At 37.0% G+C, this 26,959-nt stretch carries 25 protein-coding genes; 11 read left to right on the forward strand and 14 right to left on the reverse strand.

The genetic code is table 11. The annotated features are described in order from the left end of the window. Positions 1 to 28: 28 nt before the first annotated feature. The 5 genes from GJU43_RS16705 to GJU43_RS16725 are packed head-to-tail and all read right to left on the reverse strand — an operon-like array spanning position 29 to position 4,048. Positions 29 to 928 (reverse strand): AraC family transcriptional regulator, encoded by a 900-nt coding sequence (locus tag GJU43_RS16705; protein WP_154342082.1) that lies wholly within the window; start codon positions 926 to 928, stop codon positions 29 to 31. Between the two features lie 27 nt (positions 929 to 955). Beyond that, complete coding sequence (locus GJU43_RS16710; protein WP_154342084.1) at positions 956 to 1,777, reverse strand: helix-turn-helix domain-containing protein; 822 nt, start codon at positions 1,775 to 1,777, stop codon at positions 956 to 958. 19 nt (positions 1,778 to 1,796) lie between these two features. Beyond that, positions 1,797 to 2,501, reverse strand: a complete 705-nt coding sequence (gene lipB / locus GJU43_RS16715) for a lipoyl(octanoyl) transferase LipB (RefSeq protein ID WP_154342086.1) — start codon at positions 2,499 to 2,501, stop codon at positions 1,797 to 1,799. Between the two features lie 5 nt (positions 2,502 to 2,506). Continuing rightward, positions 2,507 to 3,268 carry a hypothetical protein gene (locus tag GJU43_RS16720; RefSeq protein WP_154342088.1) on the reverse strand — a complete coding sequence of 254 codons (762 nt, stop codon included), beginning with the start codon at positions 3,266 to 3,268 and terminating at the stop codon, positions 2,507 to 2,509. Positions 3,269 to 3,322: 54 nt separating this feature from the next. Next, positions 3,323 to 4,048: a hypothetical protein gene (locus GJU43_RS16725; RefSeq protein WP_154342090.1), complete on the reverse strand. Its 726-nt coding sequence runs from the start codon at positions 4,046 to 4,048 to the stop codon at positions 3,323 to 3,325. 311 nt (positions 4,049 to 4,359) lie between these two features. On the opposite strand from GJU43_RS16725, the gene lysS reads away from it, so the two are divergent. From lysS to GJU43_RS16740, 3 genes are all read left to right on the forward strand, one after another. Beyond that, complete coding sequence (gene lysS, locus GJU43_RS16730) at positions 4,360 to 6,063, forward strand: lysine--tRNA ligase (RefSeq protein ID WP_154342092.1); 1,704 nt, start codon at positions 4,360 to 4,362, stop codon at positions 6,061 to 6,063. Between the two features lie 132 nt (positions 6,064 to 6,195). Next, positions 6,196 to 6,429, forward strand: a complete 234-nt coding sequence (locus GJU43_RS16735; RefSeq protein ID WP_154342094.1) for a hypothetical protein — start codon at positions 6,196 to 6,198, stop codon at positions 6,427 to 6,429. Next, complete coding sequence (locus GJU43_RS16740) at positions 6,414 to 6,719, forward strand: type II toxin-antitoxin system RelE/ParE family toxin (RefSeq protein WP_154342096.1); 306 nt, start codon at positions 6,414 to 6,416, stop codon at positions 6,717 to 6,719. The genes GJU43_RS16735 and GJU43_RS16740 overlap by 16 nt, the downstream gene beginning before the upstream one ends. A gap of 43 nt (positions 6,720 to 6,762) precedes the next feature. Here the strand turns inward: GJU43_RS16740 and GJU43_RS16745 are convergent, their stop codons facing one another. After that, positions 6,763 to 7,365 carry a hypothetical protein gene (locus GJU43_RS16745; protein WP_154342098.1) on the reverse strand — a complete coding sequence of 201 codons (603 nt, stop codon included), beginning with the start codon at positions 7,363 to 7,365 and terminating at the stop codon, positions 6,763 to 6,765. An 86-nt stretch (positions 7,366 to 7,451) separates the two neighbouring features. Continuing rightward, positions 7,452 to 8,474, reverse strand: a complete 1,023-nt coding sequence (locus tag GJU43_RS16750; RefSeq protein WP_154342105.1) for a 2-hydroxyacid dehydrogenase — start codon at positions 8,472 to 8,474, stop codon at positions 7,452 to 7,454. Positions 8,475 to 8,664: 190 nt separating this feature from the next. Between GJU43_RS16750 and GJU43_RS16755 the strand changes: the two genes are divergently transcribed. Further along, positions 8,665 to 9,105: a hypothetical protein gene (locus GJU43_RS16755; protein ID WP_154342107.1), complete on the forward strand. Its 441-nt coding sequence runs from the start codon at positions 8,665 to 8,667 to the stop codon at positions 9,103 to 9,105. Positions 9,106 to 9,267: 162 nt separating this feature from the next. Continuing rightward, positions 9,268 to 10,008, forward strand: coding sequence for a hypothetical protein (locus GJU43_RS23105; RefSeq protein ID WP_229655069.1), 741 nt, complete (start codon positions 9,268 to 9,270; stop codon positions 10,006 to 10,008). Positions 10,009 to 10,063: 55 nt separating this feature from the next. Here the strand turns inward: GJU43_RS23105 and GJU43_RS16765 are convergent, their stop codons facing one another. The 5 genes from GJU43_RS16765 to GJU43_RS16785 all read right to left on the reverse strand — a co-directional run bounded on the left by GJU43_RS16765 (position 10,064) and on the right by GJU43_RS16785 (position 16,191). After that, the gene (locus tag GJU43_RS16765) at positions 10,064 to 12,538 is read right to left on the reverse strand and encodes a zinc-dependent metalloprotease (RefSeq protein WP_154342109.1); all 2,475 of its coding nucleotides are present in this window, start codon (positions 12,536 to 12,538) and stop codon (positions 10,064 to 10,066) included. A gap of 171 nt (positions 12,539 to 12,709) precedes the next feature. Then, positions 12,710 to 13,996 carry a glutamate-1-semialdehyde 2,1-aminomutase gene (gene hemL, locus GJU43_RS16770; protein ID WP_154342111.1) on the reverse strand — a complete coding sequence of 429 codons (1,287 nt, stop codon included), beginning with the start codon at positions 13,994 to 13,996 and terminating at the stop codon, positions 12,710 to 12,712. A 73-nt stretch (positions 13,997 to 14,069) separates the two neighbouring features. Next, positions 14,070 to 14,957 carry a glucosaminidase domain-containing protein gene (locus GJU43_RS16775; RefSeq protein WP_154342113.1) on the reverse strand — a complete coding sequence of 296 codons (888 nt, stop codon included), beginning with the start codon at positions 14,955 to 14,957 and terminating at the stop codon, positions 14,070 to 14,072. Continuing rightward, entirely contained in the window at positions 14,950 to 15,846 is an 897-nt protein-coding gene (locus GJU43_RS16780; RefSeq protein ID WP_154342115.1) for a 1-aminocyclopropane-1-carboxylate deaminase/D-cysteine desulfhydrase, read from the reverse strand. Before GJU43_RS16780 ends, GJU43_RS16775 begins: the two co-directional genes overlap by 8 nt. Before the next feature lie 3 nt (positions 15,847 to 15,849). After that, positions 15,850 to 16,191, reverse strand: a complete 342-nt coding sequence (locus tag GJU43_RS16785) for a hypothetical protein (protein ID WP_154342117.1) — start codon at positions 16,189 to 16,191, stop codon at positions 15,850 to 15,852. 114 nt (positions 16,192 to 16,305) lie between these two features. Here GJU43_RS16785 and GJU43_RS16790 point away from each other — a divergent pair, with 114 nt between their 5' ends. The 4 genes from GJU43_RS16790 (at position 16,306) to ilvA (ending at position 21,022) form a co-directional block, all read left to right on the forward strand. Then, positions 16,306 to 16,491: a DUF5522 domain-containing protein gene (locus tag GJU43_RS16790; protein ID WP_132038154.1), complete on the forward strand. Its 186-nt coding sequence runs from the start codon at positions 16,306 to 16,308 to the stop codon at positions 16,489 to 16,491. Positions 16,492 to 16,817: 326 nt separating this feature from the next. After that, positions 16,818 to 18,794 (forward strand): urocanate hydratase, encoded by a 1,977-nt coding sequence (locus tag GJU43_RS16795; RefSeq protein ID WP_154342119.1) that lies wholly within the window; start codon positions 16,818 to 16,820, stop codon positions 18,792 to 18,794. A gap of 114 nt (positions 18,795 to 18,908) precedes the next feature. Then, the gene (locus GJU43_RS16800) at positions 18,909 to 19,445 is read left to right on the forward strand and encodes a DUF4136 domain-containing protein (protein ID WP_154342121.1); all 537 of its coding nucleotides are present in this window, start codon (positions 18,909 to 18,911) and stop codon (positions 19,443 to 19,445) included. A 332-nt stretch (positions 19,446 to 19,777) separates the two neighbouring features. Beyond that, on the forward strand, positions 19,778 to 21,022 hold the full coding sequence (ilvA, locus tag GJU43_RS16805) for a threonine ammonia-lyase IlvA (protein ID WP_154342123.1): 1,245 nt from the start codon (positions 19,778 to 19,780) through the stop codon (positions 21,020 to 21,022). 83 nt (positions 21,023 to 21,105) lie between these two features. Here the strand turns inward: ilvA and GJU43_RS16810 are convergent, their stop codons facing one another. Beyond that, complete coding sequence (locus GJU43_RS16810) at positions 21,106 to 23,262, reverse strand: RICIN domain-containing protein (RefSeq protein ID WP_154342125.1); 2,157 nt, start codon at positions 23,260 to 23,262, stop codon at positions 21,106 to 21,108. Between the two features lie 372 nt (positions 23,263 to 23,634). Here GJU43_RS16810 and GJU43_RS16815 point away from each other — a divergent pair, with 372 nt between their 5' ends. Continuing rightward, positions 23,635 to 24,018: a group III truncated hemoglobin gene (locus GJU43_RS16815; RefSeq protein ID WP_154342127.1), complete on the forward strand. Its 384-nt coding sequence runs from the start codon at positions 23,635 to 23,637 to the stop codon at positions 24,016 to 24,018. A gap of 156 nt (positions 24,019 to 24,174) precedes the next feature. Next, entirely contained in the window at positions 24,175 to 25,932 is a 1,758-nt protein-coding gene (locus GJU43_RS16820; protein WP_154342129.1) for an aromatic amino acid hydroxylase, read from the forward strand. 330 nt (positions 25,933 to 26,262) lie between these two features. On the opposite strand, the gene GJU43_RS16825 is transcribed toward GJU43_RS16820, so the two are convergent. After that, a complete protein-coding gene (locus tag GJU43_RS16825) occupies positions 26,263 to 26,892 on the reverse strand; it encodes a DUF4230 domain-containing protein (protein WP_154342131.1) in 630 nt (209 codons plus the stop codon). Positions 26,893 to 26,959 lie beyond the last annotated feature (67 nt).

Below are 26,959 nucleotides of genomic sequence, written 5' to 3' on the forward strand. Positions count from 1 at the left end.
GCAAAATTCAAACCATTACTTACGAAATTCAAATAGTCCGAAATTGTCGTGGTGTAAGCTGAATATTCTTTTTGAAAAAATTATTAAAATGCGTCGGCTCTTCAAATCCTAAGCTATATGCAATTTCAGCAATATTCCAATCGGTGTGTTTCAGAAGAATCTTGGCTTCCTGTAAAAGACGTTCCGCTATAACTTCTGAGGTGGTTTTTTGAGTGGTTTCTTTTAAAGCCCTGTTTAAATGATTCACGTGAATCGTCAATTGGTTGGCGAAATCTGCTGCAGAACGCAATGTAAAACGCTGTCTCGAATTTTCGATCGGAAACTGCCTTTCCAGCAATTCCAGAAACAAGGATGAAATTCTGTTTGAAGCATTAGAGTGCTGGTTTACAGAAAGATTGGCAGGCTGCATTTTCATTGCACTGTGAATCAATTCAAAAACCAGGTTGCGCAGCACATCGTATTTATACGCGTAATCAGAATTGATTTCTTCCGTCATCTGCCTGTAAATCAATTTGATTTTCTCGGTCTGTTCCTTGTCAATTGAATAGATAAAATTTCCGTTTGGTTTAAAAACCGGATATTCTTTTAAATTCCCAAACTGATGAAAAAAAGCTTCCGTAAACACACAGAAAAAACCGGTCTGATGTTCTTCTAACTGTTCCCAGTTATAAGAAATCTGGGGATTGGCAAAGAACAAAGCCTGCTCTTCGATCTCTACAATCTTATCGGCATAATGAACCCTGTTTTTACCAATGATCAAACTGATTTTAAAATAATCCTTACGGCTGTACGGAATTGGTTTTGCACTGCACCCCATAAAATCATCCAACTCAAATACATTAAAATGTCCGATTTCCTTTTTAAGGTTATCAGGCATAAAATTGAGTTTGGTACGATAAAAATCTTCTATAGTTTCTGTCTTGTCCATTTCGCAAAGTTACGAAATTCAAACAAACTAAAAATCCTTAGCACTACAGATATCTTGTTGGAATTTTAAAAATTTTGTCGGAGACAAATTCATGTAGTGTTTAAAATCATGTATCAGCTGGCTCTGGTCGTAATACCCACAATCATCTACAATGGTGAGCCAGTCTATTTTTGGATTGGTCTGTGTATTCTTTTGGATTTGCTCAACCGCTCTTAAAAAGCGCTCATAACGACTGATTTCTTTTACGGTATACCCAAAAAATTTCTTCTGGTTCAGCTGAATATTCCGTTCTGTCTGGTTGGTTCTGGAAGCAATTGCTTTGATCGGATTTAGATTTTCATCCTTAAAATCCGCCAAAAGTGCCGTGATAGTATTTTGCTCTTTTAAATAAGGTCTACAAAAATCCAGGACGTAATTTACGCGATCCCGTGTGTCCGGAATTATTTTCAGTTCTTCCCATAAAGCACTAAAACAATTTTCAGCAAGAAGAGCGTCCGGATGAATCGGCAAAGAATGTGTTAAAAGTGCATTTCCAAAAAACCTGTAAAAGGCATCTTCCTTAAAATTGGCTACCAGAATTTCAGAATCGGGTTCTAAAGTATAGTCGAAAGCCTGCTTTATTGGCCCTAGAACAAGGCATTTTTCAATCTGAAGAATATTGTTTTGCTGTGATTTTAAAGATACATTTCCACCAAAAGTAAAAACCAGTATGGTCTGGAAACTGGGCAGGAACGTTTTTATTACGGGAAAAGCTGTTTTATTTTCAGCAAAATAGAAATGGGAAAACACAGTATCAAATTCTGAAGAAACAGCAATTCTGTAATTGTTATTTTCTTCAGAATCTTTCATTCTCTTTCGTTTAGATATATTATTCGTGAATAAATTCAGCTTCAAATAAATGAGTCAGGTGTTTCAGGATTTTAGCTTTTACTTCATCTTCATCCACCTTTTCCACGCCTAATTCTACCTGTAAAGAAGTCACTCCTTTTCCGCGAATACCACACGGAATGATATTGTCAAAATAACCCAGATCAACGTTGACATTTAAGGCAAATCCATGCATGGTGACCCAGCGTGAAGCACGGACACCAAGGGCACAAATTTTTCTCGCAAACGGAGTTCCGGCACCCAGCCAAACTCCCGTTTCACCCTCGCTTCGTCCACATTCCAGACCATATTCGTTCAATGTCAGAATAATAGCTTCTTCCAGAAAACGCAAATATTTATGAATATCAGTAAAGAAGTTTTCCAGGTCTAAAATGGGATAACCCACAATCTGTCCGGGTCCGTGATAGGTAATATCACCACCACGATTGATTTTATAAAAAGTTGCTCCTTTCGCTTCGAGCTGTTTTTCGTTTAAAAGCAGGTTTTCAAAATCACCGCTTTTGCCTAAAGTATACACATGCGGATGCTCTACAAACAGCAAATAATTGGGTGTTGGCAAATCGAGCTCTTCTCTTCTGTTTTTTATTTTTAAGTCGACAATATCCTTAAAAAGTTCTTCCTGATATTCCCATGTCGATTTATAATCTTTATTTCCTAAATCCTGAAGTTGAATCTTTTTATTCATTTTTATTATTTTTCAAACTCTACTTCAAAGTTAAGTTTGGCGGGATTCTCCATATAATCCGTAAAAGGGTATTGAATTGTAATTGTTTTTCGGTCTTCACTAAACAAAGCGTCCGGATTAGAGACCTTTTTGATTTTTTTCGGGAAATGATATTTTAAGATATAATTGGACGACGAAAAAATCATTTTAGACATATCAGCCGTCGTATCTTTTGCTTTTTCAGCCACTTTTTGCTGGTCAACAACTGCCGTACGGGTAAATTTCTTTCCGTTATAGGCATAACTTAACTTACTGTTATTATTCCCGAAATTACCCCCAAAAGGACTTGCCGCAGCAGCACTTCCGCCCTGCTCCAATTTCTGAAAAGTACTTAATGTCTGCAAAATATCCTGGAGTTCATTTACGTTTTTAAAATCGGTAGAAAGCGTCATCAGAAACTCCTTCTTTTCGCTGCTCATTTTGGTATGAACGACAAAATTTTCTATTTTTTTTAGCTCTTTTTGGGATTCCGGGGAAAGCTTGGCAATACTGTCTTTTTTTGCTGCAAATAATTGCTTGAAGGTAAATGTTGAATCAATATCTTTTTTCGCTTCAGCGCCCATCTGGGTTCCAATCTGGTCACCGGCCATCGCCATTAGAGATGAACCGTCCATGTCTACAGAAAATTTTCCGGCTCCGTTATCGTTTACATAAATATTTTCTGTGAAAGTACAGCTTGTAAGTGCTGCGAATAAAAAAGAAAAAGTAAGTAATTTATATAATTTCATCGTGGTTTATTTTTCCTCAAAGATACGAAGAGTATTTTTAATTGTTTCGCTACTTTATTCCAAAACTACTTCAAGACTTGTACTTTCGGGATTTTGCAGACAGTCCGAAAGTTGAAATTCTACCGCAACTGATTTTTTATCTGAACTTATTATTCCTTTTGGGTTTGAAACTGATTTTATTTTTCGGGGAAAATGGTATTTTAACGTATAAAGCTGTGTGAGTTTTAAGGAAGCATATTTGGGATCAATCTTTTTAAATTCCTCTTTTGCTTTTTGAAATTCAGTTTCATTTGTAACAGCAACCAGGCGTTTAAAAACTTTCCCGTCAAAAGCGTAAGCCACTTTATAATAATGGTTTTCGGCTGTTAAGGCATAGTTGTACCGGATATCATCTGCATAATTTTCGGTTTTATACAAGTCGGGAACTTCTGAAATTTTATTGAACTGAAGTGAAAACACATCGCGAAACTCTTTTTCGAAAGAACTTTTCCTGAGATGCACTTTTACATTGGCATATTGCTGAAATAACTGCTGTTCTTCGGGCGTATATTTTAAAAATGTTTCGTTGTATTTTTTGATATACTCACTAAAAACATAAGTGGTATCCTGAAATTCTTCTTCTCTGGAATAATTTTCACCCGCGAGTTGCATGTAACTGTTTTCGTCCCGAAAAGTAACGACTTCAATGCTTCCGCTCCCATCTGCGTTTAGATGAATCGTTTCGGTAATCTGGCAACTTGTTAACAGAATTACTATTATTGACAGTGAAATGTATTTCATTTTTTCCTGAAAAGTTCTGAGGTTTTGAATGGCTAAGATAATGAGGTTTTTGCTTAATTCCTTACAGCTAATTTTTAAACGAAATATTAATAACCGATCCAGCCAAAACGTCTTTTAAAAACTAAAATTTCCGCAATAGCCCCGATAGAAACGATATCCTTTTTTTGCTTTTTCTGCAAAAAAAGATTTAGTGGATAGCGGGACAAAAGGCGGTTGAAATACGATAAAATACTGCTGCAAAAAATCTAAAAACTGCATTCTGAAATCTACATTCTTTTGTTTATCTTTGCACACTTAAAAAACAGTATATAATGGCCTTATCTGAACAAGAAATCATCCGAAGAGAGAAACTTCAAAACTTACGCAACTTAGGAATCAATCCTTATCCTGCTAATCTTTTTCCTGTAAATCATACTTCTAAGCAAATTAAGGAGTCTTTTGAAGAAGGTAAGAAGGTGATCGTTGCCGGACGTTTGATGAGTGTGAGAGATCAGGGAAAAGCCTGTTTTGCTGAATTGCAGGATAGCGAAGGCCGTATACAGTTGTACGTAAACCGCGATGTTTTGTGTGAAGGTGATGATAAAACGTTGTACAACACCGTATTTAAAAAATTAACCGATTTAGGTGACTTTATTGGTATCGAAGGAGAATTGTTTACTACGAAAGTTGGTGCACAATGTATTCGCGTTGACGGATTTACTTTTTTAAGCAAAACGTTACGCCCGCTTCCTTTGCCAAAAGTAGACGAGGAAGGAAATGTACACGATGCGTTTAACGATCCTGAATTACGCTACAGAATGCGTTATGTAGATTTAACCGTGAATCCACAAGTTAAAGAAAACTTCATCAAACGTACCAAGTTGTTTACCGCTATGCGTGGTTATTTTAATGATGCCGGTTATCTTGAAGTGGAAACTCCGGTTTTACAGCCCATTGCCGGTGGTGCTGCGGCGCGTCCGTTTATAACGCATCATAATTCGCTTGACATTCCGCTTTACATGCGTATTGCGAACGAATTGTACTTAAAAAGATTAATTGTTGGTGGTTTTGAAGGTGTTTATGAGTTCTCTAAAAACTTTAGAAATGAAGGAATGGACAGAACGCATAATCCTGAATTTACCGCCATGGAAATATATGTAGCCTACAAAGACTACAACTGGATGATGGAATTTGCTGAAGGTTTACTGGAGCACTGTGCTATTGCCGTAAACGGAACCAGTGAGGTTACTTTTGGCGAACACCAAATTAACTTTAAAGCGCCTTACGCCCGTGTAACAATGACGGATTCTATCAAGCATTTTACCGGATTTGATATTTCGGGGAAAACGGAAGAGGAATTATTTGAAGCAGCAAGAGGAATGGGAATTGACGTTGATAAAACAATGGGGAAAGGAAAGCTGATTGATGAAATTTTTGGCGCGAAATGTGAAGGAAATTACATTCAGCCTACTTTCATTACCGATTATCCTAAAGAAATGTCTCCTTTGTGTAAAGAACACCGTGACAACCCGGAACTTACAGAACGTTTTGAATTGATGGTTTGCGGTAAAGAAATAGCAAATGCCTATTCTGAATTAAATGATCCGATTGATCAGCGTGAGCGTTTTGAAGATCAGATGCGTCTGTCTGAAAAGGGGGATGATGAAGCAAATGGTATCATCGACGAAGATTTCTTAAGAGCGCTTGAATATGGTATGCCGCCAACTTCCGGAATGGGAATTGGAATGGACCGTCTGATTATGTATTTAACCAATAACGCCTCTATCCAGGAAGTTTTATTGTTCCCGCAAATGCGTCCGGAGAAAAAACAAGCGTCGATAGAACTTTCTGATGAAGAAAAATTTATTGTAGATTTATTGAAAGGAAATGAAAATAAAATGGATCTTCAGCAATTAAAAATTACTGCTAATTTAAGCGGCAAAAAATGGGATGCGTCTATGAAAAATTTATCTAAACATGGTTTGACAAAAGTGGCTGTTGAAGGTGAGTTTAAATTTGTGGAACTTACAGAGTAATTTTAAAATTCCAAATTTAGAAATTCCAAATTCCAAAACTGGGATTTAATGATATTCAAACCCGACAGGTTTTAAAAATCTGTCGGGTTTTTTCGTATAATTTCCATAACTTTGATTTTAAAATTATGTTATATGGGAGCTTTAGAGATAAAATTAGAAATATTTAATAAACTTAAAAACATTGAAGATTTAAGTTTACTTGAAAAGATTAGAAATCTCCTAAAAAATGCAGACACTTCTGAAGTCTATGAATTTGAACAATACGAATTGGATATGCTTAAAGAAAGCGAGGAGGATATAAAATACGGCAGAGTTATATCTCAGGAAGATTTAGACAAAGAAGACCTGGAATGGCTGTCAAAATAATCTGGACTAATACTGCTGTTCTTCAAAGAAGAAAGATACTTGTTTATTGGAACAAAAGAAATAAATCAACAACTTACTCGAAAAAACTTGTTACAGAAATTAGTCAAAGAGTTAATTTTCTGGTAAATAATCCCGATGTCTATATTAAAACTGATTTCCCAAATATTCGTACCTCAACATTAGGACATTACAATATTTTTTATAAAATTAATCCTAACGAATTAATTGTCATCGCATTTTGGGATAATCGCCGAAATCCTAAAACACTTTCTAAAATACTGCAACAATAAAATTCAAACCCGACAGGTTTTAAAAACCTGTCGGGTTTATTTTTTAAAACGAATACTTCTCTAATTTCTTTTCCTGGATATCCAAAACCTTAGTGCTTTCTTTTGGAACATCACCTTTTAATTTTTCCTGAACAGATGGATTGGAAGGATATTTACCGTTTTTGAATTTTACTAAATGAAATTTTCCTCCGGTCTCAAATATAAGATCATAGAATTTTTCTGTTACCGAAGTAGTTACAAGAATAGGAAAATCGGTTACGGTAAAAGAATTGATAACACTTCCGTCATTGTTTAGAATATAACCGGAACAGCCTCCGCTTCCGCAAAAATAAGGATTCGAGAAACCAACGAAATATTCGGTTTTCTTATCATTATTCAGATCGAAAGCATCATAATAAAAAAACCGGTCGTCTTTTGTCATTGCCGGTAAGTCTTTCTTTAATAGAATATTTAGTTGTTTTCGAATCACTTCGACTGCTTTATCCTCTTTTGGAGCAGCGTCACTGACATCAGCAGTTCCCGCAGCTGTTTTAGACAAGGTGTCTTCGGCAATTGTTTTTATTATGCTTGGTTCGTCTTTTTTATCCTTGTTTTGGCATGAAATCATTCCCAGAATCACAAATGCCATTAAAATTGTATTTTTCATAATTTTCTATTTTAAGTTCTCAACATTACGTTTGTTAAACCCGACAGGTTTTAAAAACCTGTCGGGTTTCTAATCGTTACAAGCTTTTAGACTAGTAAAGCTGCTTTATTCTCGATATCATTTTCTGTCAGCAGTGCTTTTATATTATTGAAAGTAACCAAAGCAATCTGTGTCAAAGCTTCATTGGTAAAGAAAGCCTGATGGGCCGTGACCAAAACATTTGGAAAACTCATCAGACGCTGAATCGCATCATCCTGAATAATATCTGCTGAAAGATCCCTGAAGAAGAGTTTTTCTTCCTGCTCGTACACATCGATTCCAAGGTAGCCAATTTTTCCTTCTTTCAACCCTTCAATTACTGCAGCTGTTTCGATCAGTCCTCCCCTGCTTGTATTGATAATCATCACATGATTTTTCATCAAATCAATGGAGCTTTCATTTATTATGTGTTTAGTTTCGCCGTTCAAAGGGCAATGGAGCGAAATAATGTCACTTTCTTTAAAAATAGTATTTAAATCGGCAAAAAGAACCCCATCTTTTTCCATTTCCGGATTGGTTATTATATCATAAGCCAATACTTTGCATCCAAATCCTAAAGCGATTTTAGCGAAAGCCTTTCCGATATTTCCTGTTCCAATAATTCCGATTGTTTTTCCGTACAGATCAAAACCCAGTAATCCGTTTAACGAGAAGTTCTGTTCCCTGACTCTGTTATACGCTTTATGCGTTTTCCTGTTTAAGGTTAAAATCATCGCCATAGCATGTTCTGCCACTGCCTGAGGCGAATAGGCAGGAACGCGGCAGACTTTTAAGTTATATTTTTTAGCAGCTTCTAAATCTACATTATTAAATCCGGCACAACGCAAAGCTATAATTTTCACGTTTTTTTCTGCCAATTGTTTTATGACCGATTCATTGACAATATCATTTACAAAAACACAGACAATACTACAATCCTGAATTAAAGTGACAGTCTGCGGATTGAGCTGTGTGTCGAAAAAATCCAATTCGAAACCAAATTCATTGTATTGATTAAAAAAAGTTTTATCGTAAGGCTGTGTCGAAAAAAAAGCAATTTTACTTCCCTTTACCCATGCTAATGAATTCATATTGTCAGTTTTTATTTGCATTTATAATTTATTAAATTTAAGGATTAATTCTGAATTTTTCCGAAAGAAAAGTCATTTAATAGCTGAATTAATGATTTCCAGTTTGTTAAAAATTTTATAAATCATACCAACCCATTAAACCTAACCAATTTTACAAAGTCTAACAGACATAAACTTAAAAAACAAAATCATGAAAAAATTATTTATCGCAGCTATGCTATTCGTTGGACTAGCCAGTTTTGCACAAGACACCGAGCAAAAACCTGCACGTGATCACAAAGAGAGAATGACGCCGGAGCAGCGTAATGAAAAGCAACTAAAGAAAATGACTTCTGAATTGAATCTGGACGCGAATCAGCAAACCCAGATTAAACAATTGTTGGCAGAAAGAAGCGCTAAGGCGGAAACTTTTAAAGAAACCCGTAAAGCAAAAAAAGAGAGTAATGTAAAACTTACTGCGGAAGAAAGAGCGGCTTTCAAAAAACAAATGGACGAAGAAGTGGCTTCAAATGATGCCAAAATGAAAGCGATCCTGAATGCAGACCAATATAAAAAATGGACGTCTCTTCAGGAAGAAAGAAAAGATAAGATCAGAGAAAAAATCAGAGAACGCAAAGACGAAAATAACTAATTATAGTACACAAAAAGAGGCTTCAATAGCTTCTTTTTTATTTCAGATACTATTATGCTTTCCTTAATACTTTCTGTTAATTAAAAGATAAATCACACAATCTGATTAAACTTAGCAAACTTATTGAAGTCTAATGGATATAACTCTTTAAAAAAACGAATTATGAAAAAATTATTTATTGCAGCTTTATTATTCGTTGGAATAGTAACTTTTGCACAAGACATCAATCAGAAAACTGCACGTGATCAAAGAGAAAAATTAACTCCGGAACAGCGTAATGAAAAACATTTACAAAAACTGACTTCTGAATTGACTTTAGATAAAAAACAACAAGAGCAGGTAAAACAATTACTGGCCGAAAGAAGTGCTAAAGCAGAAAAGTTCAGAGATGCTAAAAAAGACAGCAAAGTAAAACCTACTGCCGAGGAAAGAGAAGCATTCAAAAAACAAATGAAAGCTGAAAAAGCAGCAAACGATGCTAAAATGAAAGCTATTTTAAATGCCGATCAGTACACCAAATGGACGGCTCTGAAAAAAGAACACGAAGGCGATCATAAACACAAAGGCAAAAGAGAGATGAAATCGCCACAGGAACGTGATCAGGCGCATTTGCAAAAATTAACGACTGAACTAAATCTCAATGCGGATCAGCAAAAACAAGTGGGTGAACTTTTAGCTGACAGAAGTACCAAAATGGCAATGCTGAAAAAAAGCCGAAAAGAGGCTGGTACACCACCAACTGATGCAGAAAAAGACGCCATGAAAAAACAAATGAAAGAAGATCGCAAAGCTACAGATGCCAAAATGAAAGCTATTCTGACTTCCGATCAATATAAAAAATGGGGAGTGATTCAAAAAGATCATCAGAATAAAATGAAAGATCATGAAAAAGATAAAATGTAATTGAGATCAAAAAAAAGAGGCTTTAAAAGCCTCTTTTTTGTTTTTATATATTTCTTTATTTCGGATTTAAAATCAAATCTATTCGCTTGATGCAATCTTCGTAATGGTATTTTGTTTCTGTGTTTACAGGTCTTGCTTTTGCTGCTAAAAGTGTACTTCTTAATGCGTTTAGTTCGCCACGAACCAGAGCCCTTACGTCGGATTGTCCTACATTATAATACGTTACAGACCGGTCTGTTGGTTTAATTTCTTCTGTCATCAAAGCGCCCATTCTGTCGATATAACCTCGTTGCAGATTTCTTCGGTATATCGTCACATTGGCCGGCGCAGCAGCTTCCTTCCAGATTCCTTTTCGGGTATCTTTTAATAAATCCAAAGCTTTGTAAGCATCAGCTCCCAGAATTTCGTTATCCATTAATCGGCCAATACGGCCAATACTTAGCAGACTATTCAAATGTCGTACCTGTAAACTTCTGAATTTTTCCGAATACCCTGCAAAATCTGTATTTTTTAAAGTATTGACATTTACAATCCAGGTTGGCGAAGCAAAGGCATTTGCCTGAAGCCAGTTCATTGCTTCAATTTGTCTGGCTTTGGGCACTACTTCGTAAACACTTCCGGCCTGGTTTGGCTTTTTAGTATTTTCATAAACACCGCCAACATTAGTTACAACGTGACCAACATATCTGCTCCAGACTTCCAGCATTTCCTTGTACAATTCATCCAGATCTTCATAATTATTGGTTACGCTACTCGTCCATTCATTCAAATGACTGGCTACATATTCCAGATTTTTCATTCCATACGTACTGGCTTTCATCGAATTATTCCCAATATCTTCTGTTTGGGAAGTAGGGTCAAAAGCACTGCTCTGTTTTCCGAATTTATAAAGCGGATTTCCGGCTTTCTCCAGAATCCATTTGTCTAAAGTTGCGGCTTCGTCCTGAGGAGATTTAGCATTCGGAATCACTCTGTAGCCCCAATTTACGGCATACTGATCATAAGCCCCCATTTTACGGACAAAACGAATGTTTTTATCTCCGGGCTGCGCGATGTAATTGAAACGGGCATAATCCATGATACTAGCCGAGATTCCGTTTTGTTGCGTAAAATCACCGTTTCTGTAACTTTCCACATCATAAGCACAACTGGCGCCCATATTGTGCGGAAATCCTAAAGCATGTCCAACTTCATGTGCAATCACCATTCGCATCATTTCACCCATTTCTTCATCGCTGGTTTGTAAGGTCCTCGCAGACGGATTTGCTGCTCCGGTTTCTAACAAATATCGGTTTCTGTACGAACGCAAGTGGTTGTGGTACCAGATCACATCACTTTCAATAATCTCTCCGGTTCTGGGATCAGAAACACTGGGTCCGACCGCATTTCGGGTGGTGCTTGCTACATATCGAATGACAGAATAGCGAATATCTTCGGGACTAAAATCCGGGTCTTCCTCTTTGGTTGGGGCATCTTTGGCGATAATAGCATTTTTAAATCCGGCTGCTTCAAAAGGTTTTTGCCAGTCTTCGATTCCCTGTTTGATGTATTTTCTCAGCTTTTCAGGCGTTGCAGGATCTAAATAATACACAATTGGTTTAATCGGTTCAACCAATTCTCCTCGGTTATAGGCTTCAGGATCTTTTGGTTCTAATCTCCAGCGACGGATATATGTTTTAAGGTCCGATTTCAGTTCATTACTACCGTAATCGTACTGACTTACGGTAAACCAGCCCACTCTCTGATCTGCCAATCTTGGTTTCATGGGTACTTCGGGCAATAAAACCATAGACTGATTCATCTGAATACTGATCGATTCTGTTTCTTCTAACATGGATGGTTTCGACGCATTGTACGTCATATCCTGAATCACTTCGATATTCATCGGAAAACTTTTAATCGTATGGATAAAACTTCTCGAATCATCAAGTCCTTTTACCTTATACGTTTCGCGCATTTCTGCCGATATACCGCTGATTGCTTTTACGTCAGTACTGTAAAACTTCGTTACATCAATCACAGTATTTGCCGAATCTTTGCTAAAAGCGACAATGTCAAAAGCAAATAAGGTAGGTTCGTAATTATTTGATTTTACAGAAATGCTGATAGGCAACGTATCGTTCGCTACGGCATTGTAAGATTTTGATTTGATGAGGATTTTATCCTGAAAACGCTGCCAGACTATTAACTGTTCGTTAGTTTCTGAACCTGCGTTTACATATCCGCCTCCCAGGTTAGAAGGCAATTTAGAAAGCCGGCTTACTAAAAGCATATCCTTGTTTAAATACTTATTCGGAATCTCGAAATAATACTTTTTTTCGACTTTATGCACTGTGAAAAGTCCCGGATCAGAAACAGCCTCTTTCGTAATTACTTTGCTGTATTCCTTAATAGCAGATTCTGATTTTTTCTCGGGTGGCGCAACGACAGCTTCGTCTTTTTTGGATTTCTTTTTGTTCGATTGGGCAAATTGGTTAGTAGAAAACAGCATAAAAACTGTCATTGTAATAAAAATGAAAAATTTCTTCATTTATTGTCGGTTTAGTGGTTATGTGATAAACAAAAATAATTTTTATTCTAATTTTAAAAGGAAAAAACACCTTATTAACTTTTCATTAACTAAACTCAGGTAATAAAAAAGGCTCAACTTTTTAATAAAGTTGAGCCTTAAACTGAATATATATATTTTAATTTTTATGATTTAAAATGTCTTCGAAACCTTATCAATCGCATTAATCGTAAAATCTAAATCTTCATAGGTTAATGCGTCTGTAATAAACCAGGTTTCATAGGCCGATGGCGCGATATAAATACCTTCCTGCAATAAGCCGTGGAAAAACTTTCTGAAGGTTTCATTATCTCCTTTTGCCGCAGTTTGAAAATCGGTAACCGGATTAGCATCAAAATGTACGGAAATCATTGACCCTACTCTGTTGATGGTAAAAACCACATTATTTGCTTTTAGAACCTTATCGATTCCTGCTTCTAAATACGCTGTTTTTTCTTCCAATCGGGTAAAAACAGCACGGTCATTATCAAGAGATTGTAACATCGCTAATCCTGCAGCCATTGCCAAAGGGTTTCCGGATAATGTTCCTGCCTGATACACCGGACCAAGCGGAGCCAGATAATTCATAATTTCTTCACGTGCTGCAAAAGCACCAACCGGCAAACCTCCGCCAATTACTTTTCCGAAAGTTACAATGTCAGCGTTGATATTATACAATTCCTGAACACCTCCGCGAGCCAGACGAAAACCTGTCATCACCTCATCGAAGATTAATAAAATTCCGTTTGCCGTACACAAATCTCTCAATCCCTGCAAGAATCCTTTTTGAGGCGGAATACATCCCATATTTCCGGCAACCGGCTCAATAATAATAGCTGCTATCTCATTTTTGTTGGCTTCGATTAAGGTTTTTACATTCTCTAAATCATTGTATCTGGCCAGCAAAGTATCTTTTGCAGTTCCTTCTGTTACTCCGGGACTATTAGGAGATCCGAAAGTTACGGCACCACTTCCCGCCTGAATCAAAAAGGAATCTGAATGTCCGTGGTAGCAGCCTGCAAACTTGATTATTTTATCTCTTTTTGTAAATCCGCGGGCCAGACGAATCGCACTCATACAAGCCTCAGTTCCTGAATTTACAAAACGAATTTTATCAATATTCGGAACCATAGCAACTGCCAAAGCTGCAATCTGAGTTTCTAACTCTGTTGGCATTCCAAATGAAGTACCCAGTTTTGCTTTTTCAATTACAGCATCAACTACCGGCTGATACGCATGACCCAGAACCATTGGCCCCCATGAATTGATATAGTCTATCAATTTATTGCCGTCTTCATCATACAGATAAGCACCTTTGGCACTTTTCACAAAAATAGGAGTTCCGCCAACGGCTTTAAACGCTCTTACCGGTGAGTTTACACCTCCCGGGATCACTTTTTCTGCTTCAGCAAAAAGCTGACTACTTCTTTTATATATCATTTTTGACTTTATATTTTAGAGTTCTGATTTTAGAGTATGAAACGATTCCAGACTGAGACTGAAAACTAAAAAACTACTTTACCTTCAACTTCTGTCCAACAGAAAGCGAATTGTCTGAAAGATTGTTTTTTTGTTTTAAATCATCAACTAATACGTTGAATTTTTTTGAAATGGAATATAAGGTATCTCCTTTTTGAACTTCATATAAATTGGGGTCGCCTGAAGCTGACTCCGAATTCGTTTTTGTGTTTGAAGTTCTTGCCGGAGCTGATTTATTAATTGCCGTATAGCTTTTTCCGGTAACCTGACAATCGTACTGGTGGAGATTATACCTTTCTATATAACTGATTAACTTATCCGGATAATTAGGATCTGTGGCATAACCCGCAGCGCGTAAACCTTTTGCCCATGCCTTGTAATCATCCTTTTCGTAAGTAAATAATGTGGCATATCTGTTCTTTCCCACCAAAAACAAAGCATGATCCCGATACGAATCTGAAGCTTCTGTGTATTTCCTGAAACATTCCTGAGATGAATCGTCATCATGGCGAACACTTTCACCCAGCCAGTCTTTGTGACATTTAATTCCGAAATGATTATTGGCTTCCAGAGCCAGATCCCCTTTTCCTGCACCGGATTCTAAGATTCCCTGTGCCAGAATAATACTTGCAGGAATACCATACTTTTGCATGTTTCCCATGGCAATATCTTTAAACTGCAAAACATAATTATTGATCAGATCACTGGTAACAACAGTTTTTGAAGTAGACTGAATGACCTCAGTTGTATTGTTTGTGGTAGGATATTTACCTATAGGTTTAGAATAAGTCCCTTTTTTAGTCGAAGCGACTCTGGGTTTTTGAAGTGCTGCCTGTTTTTTAGTTGTTGCAATAGCAGGCTTACTGGAAGAACAGCCAGCTAATGCTGCGATTAAGAAAAGTAATATTGTTTTTTTAAACATTCTTTTTTAGTATTGGTAATTTCTTCTGCATCAGCTTCAAATTCATTCCGTCAATTCCCTGCAATCCGCCGGTGTGAATGAGTAAAATTTTTGAATGCGCCGGAAAATAGTTTTTATGAATTAAATCTATAACGCCAAAAACCATCTTTCCTGTATAAATTGGGTCTAAGGGTACTTCATTTTCATCAAAAAAAGCATTAATAAATTCAATTAATTCCAAATTTATCTTTCCGTATCCTCCAAAATGATAGTCAGAAATTAAATCCCAGTTATCTTTCTTTGCAAAAATACGAATTTCATCCTTTAGAAAGTCACCTTTTAACGCCGGAAACCCTAAAATTTTCTGATCCGGATGAGCACTATTAATCAATCCCGAAATAGTTCCTCCTGTCCCGACAGCGCAGCAAACGTAATTGAAAACAGCATCTTCTGCAGTCAGAATCTCTTCGCAGCCTTTTATAGCGAGCTCATTTGTTCCGCCTTCGGGCACTAAATAAAAGTCGCCGAATTTCTGCTTTAAATTTTCTAAAAAAGAAATTTCATCTTTAAGCCGATAGTCTTCCCGGGAAACAAATTCAAATTGCATTCCGTTTTCCTGAGCAAATTTCAAGGTTGGATTTTCTTCAATTTTATCCAGAAGTTCTTCCCCGCGAATCAGTCCGATAGTTTTAAATCCGTATTCCTTTCCTGCAAAGGCAACAGCCGCAATATGGTTCGAAAAAGCACCGCCAAAAGTCAATACCGTTTTCTTATTTTCTGCTTTGGCCTGAATCAGATTGTATTTTAATTTCCGGAACTTATTCCCCGAAATAAAGGGATGGATTAAATCTTCGCGTTTTATGGTCAAAGAAATATCGTTCTGAAAATTGATATGAATTTCCTGGTTCAAAATCTATTTTTGTTGTAAAGTTAAGTAATTCCGGAATTTAAAAAACGGGCGTTTTTTCAAATAATCATAATCGGTTTCATTGGCATACGCTTCTCTTTCAAAACTAATATTCTGATACGCCAATGCTGTACTTTTATATTGAAGTATTCGTATCAGATATTCTAAAAAATACCAGATAAAAAAAGGAAGGATCAGCATTTCCAGTTGTTGTCGCAAATGAATTTTTTCGTGATTAACAAATGTCGGGTTTGTTTTATCGCTGCTGTATTTCATCAGAACAAACGGAAACACGGCCATTCCGCGATATCCATTGGGAATTAAATATTTAGCAACAATTAGAAACATTGAATGTAAAATTTATAAATTTGTAGAGGCAAAATTGTTTGTTTTCATTAAAATAATAATCAAAATTATAGATTTGATTTCGACACCAAACAAATAACGCACTTAAAAAGGATTATGAAAGAGCAAAGTAATGAAAATAAATTGACCGAGGGCGAAGATTTTTATTATACGCCTGAAGGTTACAAATGCTTTACCGAGAAACACCATTTAAAACGCGGATATTGCTGTAAAAGCGGCTGTCGTCACTGCCCGTATGGATTTGACAAACGAACCGGAGAAATTAAGAAGAAGGTAAATTAGAAAATGTGTCAATTTGAAAATGAGATAATTTTTTCTTAACTAACTTATAATTCAACAATCTAAAATCAGCAATCTAAAATCTAAAATTACATATGGATATTCTCTTGCGAAAATTTAGGATTAAAATCTACAAATCCTATCACAGGTCGGATATTCGTTATCCTTAGTTTTAATTAGAAAATATGTCAATTTGAAAATGAGATAATTTATTTTCAAACAAATATAATTTACTTAACTAACTTTTAATTACCACGGCTATTGGATTATTTACCCTTGGAGAAAATCTAAAAAGTCTAATAATCCAATCCTCTAACAATCTAAAAAAAATGACTTTTCAAGAAGAAATACAACAAGGAATACCAAGCATATTACCTCCGAAAAAACAATACGATTTAGCGATTAACCATGCGCCAAAACGAAAAGAAATTCTTTCTGCGGAAGAAAAAAAACTGGCTTTAAAAAATGCATTACGTTATTTTGAAGCCCGCCATCACGCTGAATTAATTACTGAATTTTCAGAAGAATTAGAAAAATACGGCCGTATTTACATGTACCGCTTTCGTCCGGATTACAGGATGTACGCCAGACCTATTGACGAATATCCGGGAAAATCAGTACAGGCAAAAGCCATTATGCACATGATTCAGAACAACCTGGATTATGCCGTAGCACAACATCCGCACGAGTTAATTACCTATGGCGGCAACGGAGCTGTTTTCCAGAACTGGGCGCAATATTTACTGACCATGCAGTATTTGTCTGAAATGACAGATGAGCAAACGCTGACGATGTATTCGGGACATCCGATGGGATTATTTCCTTCACATACAGAAGCACCAAGAGTGGTGGTTACGAATGGAATGGTAATTCCGAATTATTCAAAACCGGACGACTGGGAAAAAATGAATGCGCTTGGCGTTTCGCAATACGGACAAATGACTGCCGGAAGTTATATGTATATCGGCCCGCAGGGAATTGTACACGGGACAACCATCACCGTTTTAAATGGTTTCAGAAAAATAAAACAAAATCCGGAAGGCAGTTTATTTGTAACTTCAGGATTGGGCGGAATGAGCGGTGCACAGCCAAAAGCAGGAAATATTGCCGGCTGCGTTACGGTTTGTGCCGAGGTAAATCCTAAAATCACCAAAATTCGTCACGAACAAGGCTGGATTAACGAGATTGTTACTTCGACGGAAGAACTGGTGAAGAGAGTGACTTCGGCGAAAGCCAATAAAGAAGTAGTTTCGATTGCCTACTTAGGGAATGTTGTGGATGTATGGGAATGTTTAGATAAAGAAAATATCAAAATCGATTTAGGTTCCGACCAGACTTCGCTTCACAATCCGTGGGCTGGCGGTTACTATCCGGTTGGAATTTCTTTTGAAGAGGCCAACGAAATGATGGCCAATAATCCTGAATTATTCAAAGAAAAAGTGCAGGAAACTTTACGCCGACATGCTGCTGCCATCAACAAACATACCGCAAAAGGAACTTACTTTTTCGATTACGGAAATGCCTTTTTACTGGAAGCTTCCCGCGCCGGTGCAGCAGTAATGGCCGAAAATAATATCGATTTTAAATATCCGAGTTACGTTCAGGATATTATGGGACCAATGTGTTTTGATTACGGATTCGGGCCTTTCCGATGGGTGTGTACTTCCGGAAAACCGGAAGATTTGCAAAAGACAGATACTATCGCTTCTCAGGTTTTAGAAGAAATGGCGAAGACGGCTCCAGATGAAATTCAGCAGCAAATGCAGGACAACATCAAATGGATCAAAGGTGCTCAGGAAAACAAACTGGTGGTAGGCTCTCAGGCCCGAATATTATATGCAGATGCCGAAGGACGCATTAAAATTGCAGAAGCTTTTAACCAGGCAATTGCCAGAGGTGAAATCGGAACTGTTGTTCTGGGCCGCGATCATCACGACGTTTCCGGAACAGATTCGCCTTACAGGGAAACCTCAAACATTTATGATGGTTCCCGTTTTACGGCCGATATGGCGATTCAGAATGTAATTGGAGACAGCTTTAGAGGTGCTACATGGGTTTCTATTCACAATGGCGGCGGAGTTGGCTGGGGAGAGGTTATAAACGGTGGCTTTGGTATGGTTCTTGATGGTTCTAAAGAGGCTTCAAAACGTTTAGCATCAATGCTTTTTTGGGATGTTAACAACGGAATTTCAAGACGAAGCTGGGCCAGAAATGACGAAGCTATTTTTGCTATAAAAAGAGCAATGGAAGTTCAGCCTTTATTAAAAGTGACTTTACCGAATATTGTGGATGAAAGTTTGCTTTAATACACAGTTGTTATTGGGAATGTAATCGAAGGGTAACGACAAAAAAAGAGGGCTTCGACTACGCTCAGCCTGACAAATAGCTGATAAATTGAGAACAAATAAATTTTTATAAATATGAAAACATTCAAATTAATACCGGTTTTTCTGCTTTTACTACTGGCTTCATGCAGTACAGTCAGTGTTTATTCTGATTACGACAAAAGTGTCGACTTTACGCCTTATAAAACGTATGCTTTCTTTAAGCCCGGTATTGATAAGGTAGAGATTTCTGATTTGGATAAAAGACGTATCCTGCATGCTATTGATTCACAGATGCAGGCAAAAGGCTTTACAAAAAGTGATAACCCTGATATGCTGATCAACATTTTTACCAAATCAAGAGAGCAGGTTGATGTGAACCAATTTAGCGCCGGATGGGGTTATGGTTGGGGATGGGGATGGAATCCCTATATGATGTACGGAGGACAAACTACGGTTTCTACTTCTACACAAGGAACTTTATATATTGATTTTATTGACGCCAAAAAGAAAGAAATGATCTGGCAGGGCGAAGGAATCGGTACACTGACCAAAAACGCCGATAAGAAAGATGAAAAAGTAAACGAATTTGTAACTAAAATTTTAGCACAATATCCGCCGGTTAAGAAATAGTTTTCAGTCTCTCCCGATAGCTATCGGAATTAGTTTTTTATAAAACCGGAAAGACTTCCTGGATCACTTTACAAAATAATTAATACATTTGTTTTTCAAACAACAAAAAATGTCAAACTTAAATAACATTATTATCGTGATTAACATTATTGCAATTCAGCAGTAATGGCGAGGTGTTATATAAAGAAGTAAACAAATACAATTTATCAAACCTCCCATAATCGGGAGGTTTTTTTTATTTAAATAGCCCGAATTTACACGAATTAAGGATACCGATTCACGTAAAAAAATTCATCGCTGTTCGTGAAATTCGGGGCAAAAAAACAAGAATTATGAATTTATTTAACGAAGTCCTTACTGCTAAAAAGCAGCTCGAAAATGTAGTTGCCGCTACTCCACTGACGCAAAATTTGAATCTTTCAGACGAATTTAAATCGGTTATTTTATTAAAAAGAGAAGATTTGCAAATTGTCCGGTCGTATAAAATCAGAGGGGCTTACAATAAGATTTCTTCGTTAAACGAAAGTGAGAAAGCAACCGGAATTGTTTGTGCCAGTGCTGGAAATCACGCCCAGGGAGTTGCATATTCTTGTAATTTACTACATATACAAGGTAAAATCTACATGCCCAAGACCACTCCAAAGCAAAAAGTAAAACAAGTACAGCTCTTCGGAAAATCATTTGTAGAGATTGTTCTGACCGGAGATACTTTTGATGATGCTTATGCGTCAGCGACAGCAGATGCCCTCAAAAACCATAAAATTTTTATTCATCCTTTCGATGATGTAAAAGTGATGGCAGGTCAGGGAACGGTTGGCCTTGAAATTCTTGACACCTTTAAAGAACCTATAGATTACGTTTTTGTTCCAATAGGTGGCGGCGGACTGGCTTCCGGTTTGTCGGAAGTTTTTAAACAGCTGAGCCCGGACACCAAAATTATCGGTGTAGAACCAAAAGGCGCGCCTTCCATGAAAAATTCCATTCAGGAAAACAAAAATACAGCCCTTACCACCATCGATAAATTTGTTGATGGAGCCGCCGTAAAACAAGTGGGTGATATGACTTTCGAAATTTGCCGAAAAAACCTGGACGATATTATTCTGGTTCCCGAAGGAAAGGTTTGTACCACAATTTTGAGATTGTACAATGAAGAAGCTATGGTTGTCGAGCCCGCAGGAGCTTTGACTATTGCCGCCTTAGATTTTTACAAAGATAAAATCAAAGGCAAAAATGTAGTCTGCGTAGTAAGCGGGAGTAATAATGATATCGAAAGAACTGCTGAAATAAAAGAACGTTCTCTGCTGTACGAGGGATTGATGCATTATTTTATGATTCAGTTTCCACAGCGTCCCGGTGCGTTAAAGGAATTTGTAAACAATATTTTGGGGCCTGATGATGATATCACTTATTTTCAGTTTGCAAAGAAAAACAGCCGTGAGGTTGGATCTGTAGTTGTGGGCCTTGAACTGAAAAACAAAAAGGACATTCTCGCCATTAAAATGAACATGACCAAAAATGGTTTTGAATTCCAGTACCTGAATGATAATCAGGATTTGTTTACGCAGTTAATTGGTTAATTCAATGAAAATAAAAAAGGCTGTCTGATACCAGACAGCCTTTCAAATCAAATAAAAATTACTAACTAATTATAGATTTGAATTTATTGTTTCAGCACTTTTTTGGAATAAGTGCCTTTATCATCATTAATTTTAACGATGTAAAGTCCTCTTGGTAATTTTGAAATTTCGATTTCAGATGGATTTCCTTTCACAAAACTTAGCTGCTTTTTCAAGACACTCTGCCCTGAAATAGTGAAGACTTCTACGGATCCGTCACCTTGATGATTGGTGCCGATTTTTAAGTAATCATTCGTTTCATTAATAAAAATGGTCCTGTCAGTGCTCTCCGTTTCTGCAGCAGCATCTTTTGTAATACCGTTTTTGGCCGTTGATTCGATCTGTACCAATTGCCATTGCTGATTTAAGCCTCCTGTGTAAGACCAAACCTGAATGTTGGCCCCATTGGCAGTAGAAACATTTTCAACGTCAAGTGATTTTCCACTGTTTACATTGATTATTTTGTAATAGCCTCCTCCAAGACTAGTTACCGTCCATTTGAATTCATTTGTAGCAGCGAAAGTTTTTTGTACCACTTTTACGCCATCGCCTGTACCGTTATTTTCGGTGGTCAGATACATTTGAGTCGATTTCACAATAATATAAAAATTGCCACTTCCGGCCGGCACAAATTTCCAACGCTGATTATTTCCTCCGCCATTTGTAATATCGTATTGCTGAATTCTGCTTCCGCTTGTTGTAGCATTATCGGCTACATCTAATCCCTTATTGCTATTTCTGGAGATAATATTGTAATAGCCCGGATAATCAGTTGCCGGCGGTGTTCCGGCTCCCCAGGCAAATGTCACTGCCGAAGCCGAAGGAACCGCATAATCAAAAGCAGATGATCCCGAAACGATTCTGATGGTATTGGATGAGCCGCCTGAATTATAAACCACAAGTGCAATCGATCCGTCAGGATTTTTAAATCCGGCAGAAAAAATGCTGCCGTTTGTACTGGAAGAGTTAATTCTTAAAGCACCCGGCTTTACAAATTTTGAGATCTGTCCAATAATATAATACGCTACATTTTTGGTATAACTGGTACTATTATTCACAGTAATAGCTCCCAGACAAGTGTTGCATCCGCCGGGAGTACGCGGTCCCAAACCTGAATTGTTTGCCGCGTTCCATTCCAGAACAGTTTTTGCCCAGTTATTAGTACTTCCAATCACTACGTTTTGCATGTGCCATCCAAAATCTCCGCTAAAACTTCCGCCCGATCCGGTGTATTGTTCTGTAAAATAAACGTTTTTATTGGTTGCGTTTCGAACTGTTGACATAGCCGAAATGTTTCCTAAATACAAATGAAACGCTGCGCCATCAACATAACTGCTATTGTTTAAAACATCAATCGGATAAGCTGTATTGTCGCAATTATGGTCAAAAGCTATGATTTTTATATTTCCGTAACCTGCTGATGCCATCTGTGGCCCCAATTGCGTGTTAATAAAATTCTTTTGTTCAGTTGAATTCATTAACATACTTGGTTCGTTATATGGGTTTTCCGGTTCGTTTTGAGGCGTAATTCCCCAAATCGAAATGCCCTGTGCCTGCATGGCTGCAAAATATTTTACGAAATATCTCGCGTAAGCAGCATAATATTGCGTCTGTAAACTTCCGCCCACCCACGAATTATTAGTTTTCATCCAGCGTGGTGCTGACCATGGCGTGGCTAATATTTTTATATTGGGATTAATAAGCAGGATCTTTTTAATGATCGGAATTAAATACGTCAAATCAGGTCCGTTAAGGCTAAAATTATTCATATTGACATCGCCCGAAGTTTCATTGTAGCTGTAAGAAGAGCTGCTTAAATCGGATGCTCCGATACTAATTCTGACCACACTGGCATTTAAACCCGTGGTCGGATTGTATAAATCATTTAACAATTGATTTTGCTGGGTGGCTGCCATTCCGCTAATCACTTCGCAACTTCCCTCGGTAAGGGTATAACCAAATCCGTCCATGGTCTGATAAGTCGTTGAAGGATTAACAGTTACCGTTGAAGGATTACTTCCGGAATTGGCACCAAAACTTACCGTTGCCTGCTGTTGTAATAATTTGGACTGATCACCTGTCGTCATCCAGGGGGTCACCGTCTGGGCATTCGTTTTCGCAGTAAACAGTAATAACATAATGACTGGTATCATTATACTAAACTTTATTCGTTTTTTGGTTTTTGGGGTAGTTTTACTCATTTCTTTACGGTTTTAATAATTTAATTTTTCTTTATTTTTAAGATTAATTTTATTAATTACCTTCAAAATTATGTTAATTTTTATTAAAACAATAATTTACAAACTTAACAAAAACACATCAAAACGGATATAAAACCTTACAAAAGCATATCTACCTAAAAAACAAAGCTTTGATTATTAGAAATTTAAACAAAAATAACACCCCTTTGAGAAAGTGGCTTTTTTCGCCAAATTCTATTTCAATAAAAAAGTTCAAAAGAATATCATTTTAGAGTAAATTTAAAATCAAAAAATGCTGTTAAATGATAAATATCAGAAAGTAAAGGCTTAGTTATATTGTATTTTTGCAATTGAATTTTACCTTTTTAAAACATGGCGACTCAGGATATTTCAAGCTTAGGCGATATTAAACTTTTAGTGAATACCTTTTATGCGAAAGTGCAGGATGATGAATTAATCGGCCCCATTTTTAATGAAAAAATGTTAGGAAGATGGCCCGAACATCTGGAAAAGATGTATCGTTTTTGGCAGACTATTTTGTTAGAAGAGCATACATATTCAGGAAGTCCTTTCCCTCCGCACAAACACTTACCGGTAAATCAGACTCATTTTGATCGCTGGATGGAAATCTTCACAACAACTGTCGACTTTTTGTTTGTCGGTAAATTAGCCGAAGAAGCTAAAATTCGCGCTGCAAATATGGCGTATATGTTCAATTATAAAATTGACTATTTCAGGAATGCTGAAAATCTGTAGCCATTAAAAATTGTGAAATATGATCTTGTGGAGCTGAACGGCCGAACTCACGAAAAATGCAATAAAGAATCATTTCGAGCAAAAAAAATATAACGAACAGCAAAAAATAGCCGTCTTAATTCGTAATTTTACATTCTAATCTACAACGTTTTCGAAATGAATGCCAATATTGAAACAAACCCGTTATTAGAGCGATTGCCTAAACATTTAAAGCAATTTATCAAACCTCAGGATTATGGCGATTACACGCCTATCAATCAGGCCGTTTGGCGCTATGTGATGCGTAAAAACGTAGATTATTTATCGAAAGTAGCGCATCATTCTTATCTGGATGGTTTACGAAAAACGGGAATTGAAATAGATTCTATTCCGAGTATGTATGGCATGAACCGGATTCTGACCGAAATTGGCTGGGCTGCGGTTGCGGTTGACGGATTTATTCCGCCTAATGCTTTTATGGAATTTCAAGCCTATAACGTTTTGGTTATTGCCTCTGATATCAGACAATTAGAACATATTGAATACACACCTGCACCGGACATTATACATGAAGGTGCCGGCCACGCTCCTATTATTGCCAATCCTGAATATGCTGAATACCTGCGACGTTTTGGAGAAATTGGCTGTAAAGCTATTTCATCGCATAAGGATTATCAAATGTACGAAGCGATTCGCCTGCTTTCTATTTTGAAAGAAGCTGAAGATACGCCACAGGAAAAAATCGAGGAAGCCGAAAAAGCAGTTGCTGATTTACAAAACAATATGGGCGAGTTATCGGAAATGGCCCAAATTAGGAACCTGCATTGGTGGACTGTTGAATACGGCCTGATCGGAACTGTTGAAGATCCGAAAATTTACGGTGCAGGACTGCTTTCGTCGATTGGGGAAAGTGCCTGGTGCATGACTGATAATGTGAAGAAAATCCCTTATGATATCTCGGCAGCGAATCAGAATTTTGATATTACACAATTGCAGCCCCAATTGTATGTAACGCCAAATTTCTCTTATCTGAGTTTGATTTTGGAAGAATTTGCAAATAAAATGGCTTTGCGCACCGGAGGAATTTCCGGTATTAATAAACTGATTCATTCGAATGCTTTGGGTACGATTGAACTGAGTACCGGCTTACAGGTTTCGGGTGTTTTTACCAATGTGATTGAAGACGAAGGAAAACCTGTCTATATTCAGACCACCGGAAAAACAGCTTTGGCCTACCGCGAAAAAGAATTAGTAGGTCACGGAACTTTGACACATCCGGAAGGATTCGGAAGTCCGATCGGGAAACTGAAAGGCTTTAATTTAGCGATTGAAGACATGAGTCCGAAGGATTTACAGGCGTATAATATTGTTGAGAATGAAGCTGTAAAACTGGAATTTGAAGGTAATATTATTGTGGAAGGTGAAATCATTACCGGTTCCAGAAACCTGCACGGAGAAATTATCCTGATCAGTTTTAGAAATTGTACGGTAACGCATGGGGAGACTGTATTGTTTCAGCCAGAGTGGGGAAATTACGATATGGCGATTGGGAAAAAAGTCGTTTCGGCATTTTCAGGACCAGCAGATGTCAATAGTTTTGACCTGATTAATACGGTTCCGACCACAACCACCATAAAAGCAAAACATACTGATGAACGTGATGAATTGGAAACTTTGTATCAGACTGTTCGTTTGATCAGAGAGAGTAAAAATTCCACATCAGACGTGAAATCTGTATTCGAAAAACTTAAAAATAATCACTCTAATGATTGGCTGCTTTCGGTAGAAATCGCGGAGCTTCTGAAGGATTCAGATCAGACTCAGTTATTGCAGGAAGTTTTAATTTACCTGGACCAGTTGAAAGAAAAACGTCCTGAAATAGCTCATTTAATTTCCGGTGGACTGGATTTGATTTTTGATAAGAAAGCCGTTTAGTTTTTTTCCGAAAACACTCAGTTTTATTGCGGATTTTGTCCGCGGATTTTACTGGTTTAAACGGGTTTTTGCTTTTTTTCTCGCAGATTTTGGAGATTGAGCCAATTATATTACGTGAATGAGCAAAGTTTTTTGTTATTCCGAAGAAGAAGTTTTGTTCGCTGGTTTAACGGATTTAAACTGGTTCTCACAGTTTTTTCTCGCAGATAGATCAGATTGTAATCTTATGAAAACTCAACTTTTTTTATCGAAATGACAAGATGGTGCGCTTAATCTGTAGCAAAAAAAACTTTGAACCTTTGTAACTCTGAACCTTTGAACCTTCAAAAATCACAATTTCAAATCCTGATTAAAATCCCTATCTGATTCAATGGTTTTTCCGTTGTATTGTAATTTCCAGCCCATTGAATTTGTCAAGATCAGAATCTTAGACAGCTCACTGATCAGTCGGTTTTGGGCATTTGATTTAAGGGAAGATTTTTCGATTTTCTTAGCTAGATTGGCTTTGACCGATTTATTGATTTTATTGTAATCGTCTCCTGTAAACGGATTCAGTTTACTTTGTTCGACGTCATAAAACTGAATATCCGGATTGATTGTTATTTCTTCTTTTGGGATATTAAGGATCGTAATCGTTTTATTTTTTTCGTCGATATCGTATTTCATTTTATGAAGATCATACGCTACCGTAACATTTGCGTTCACGACAACAAGGGCTTTCTTCTCAAAAGAAACCATGTCCATCAAGTATTTCTGTTGGTTTTTATAGGTGATCACTTCTGAAAAATGTCCTTCCGTAACTACCAATTTTCCAACATTTAAAATTTGCTGCTGAATCAGATTGGTGTTATAGTCGATTGTAGAATCATCTTCCTTTTTGAATTGGCAATATTTGAAAGCCAAAATCACAAGGACCACGATTACCGCTACGGATAAAATTCTTTTGAGTAAGTTTTGCATTCTATTTATTTATTAGACCAATTTAGTTCTTTTTTTCAAAAGGGTTCCTGTTAGTTTTATTTTTTTA

Source organism: Flavobacterium sp. LC2016-23, assembly GCF_009674775.1.
Classification (GTDB): Bacteria; Bacteroidota; Bacteroidia; order Flavobacteriales; family Flavobacteriaceae; genus Flavobacterium.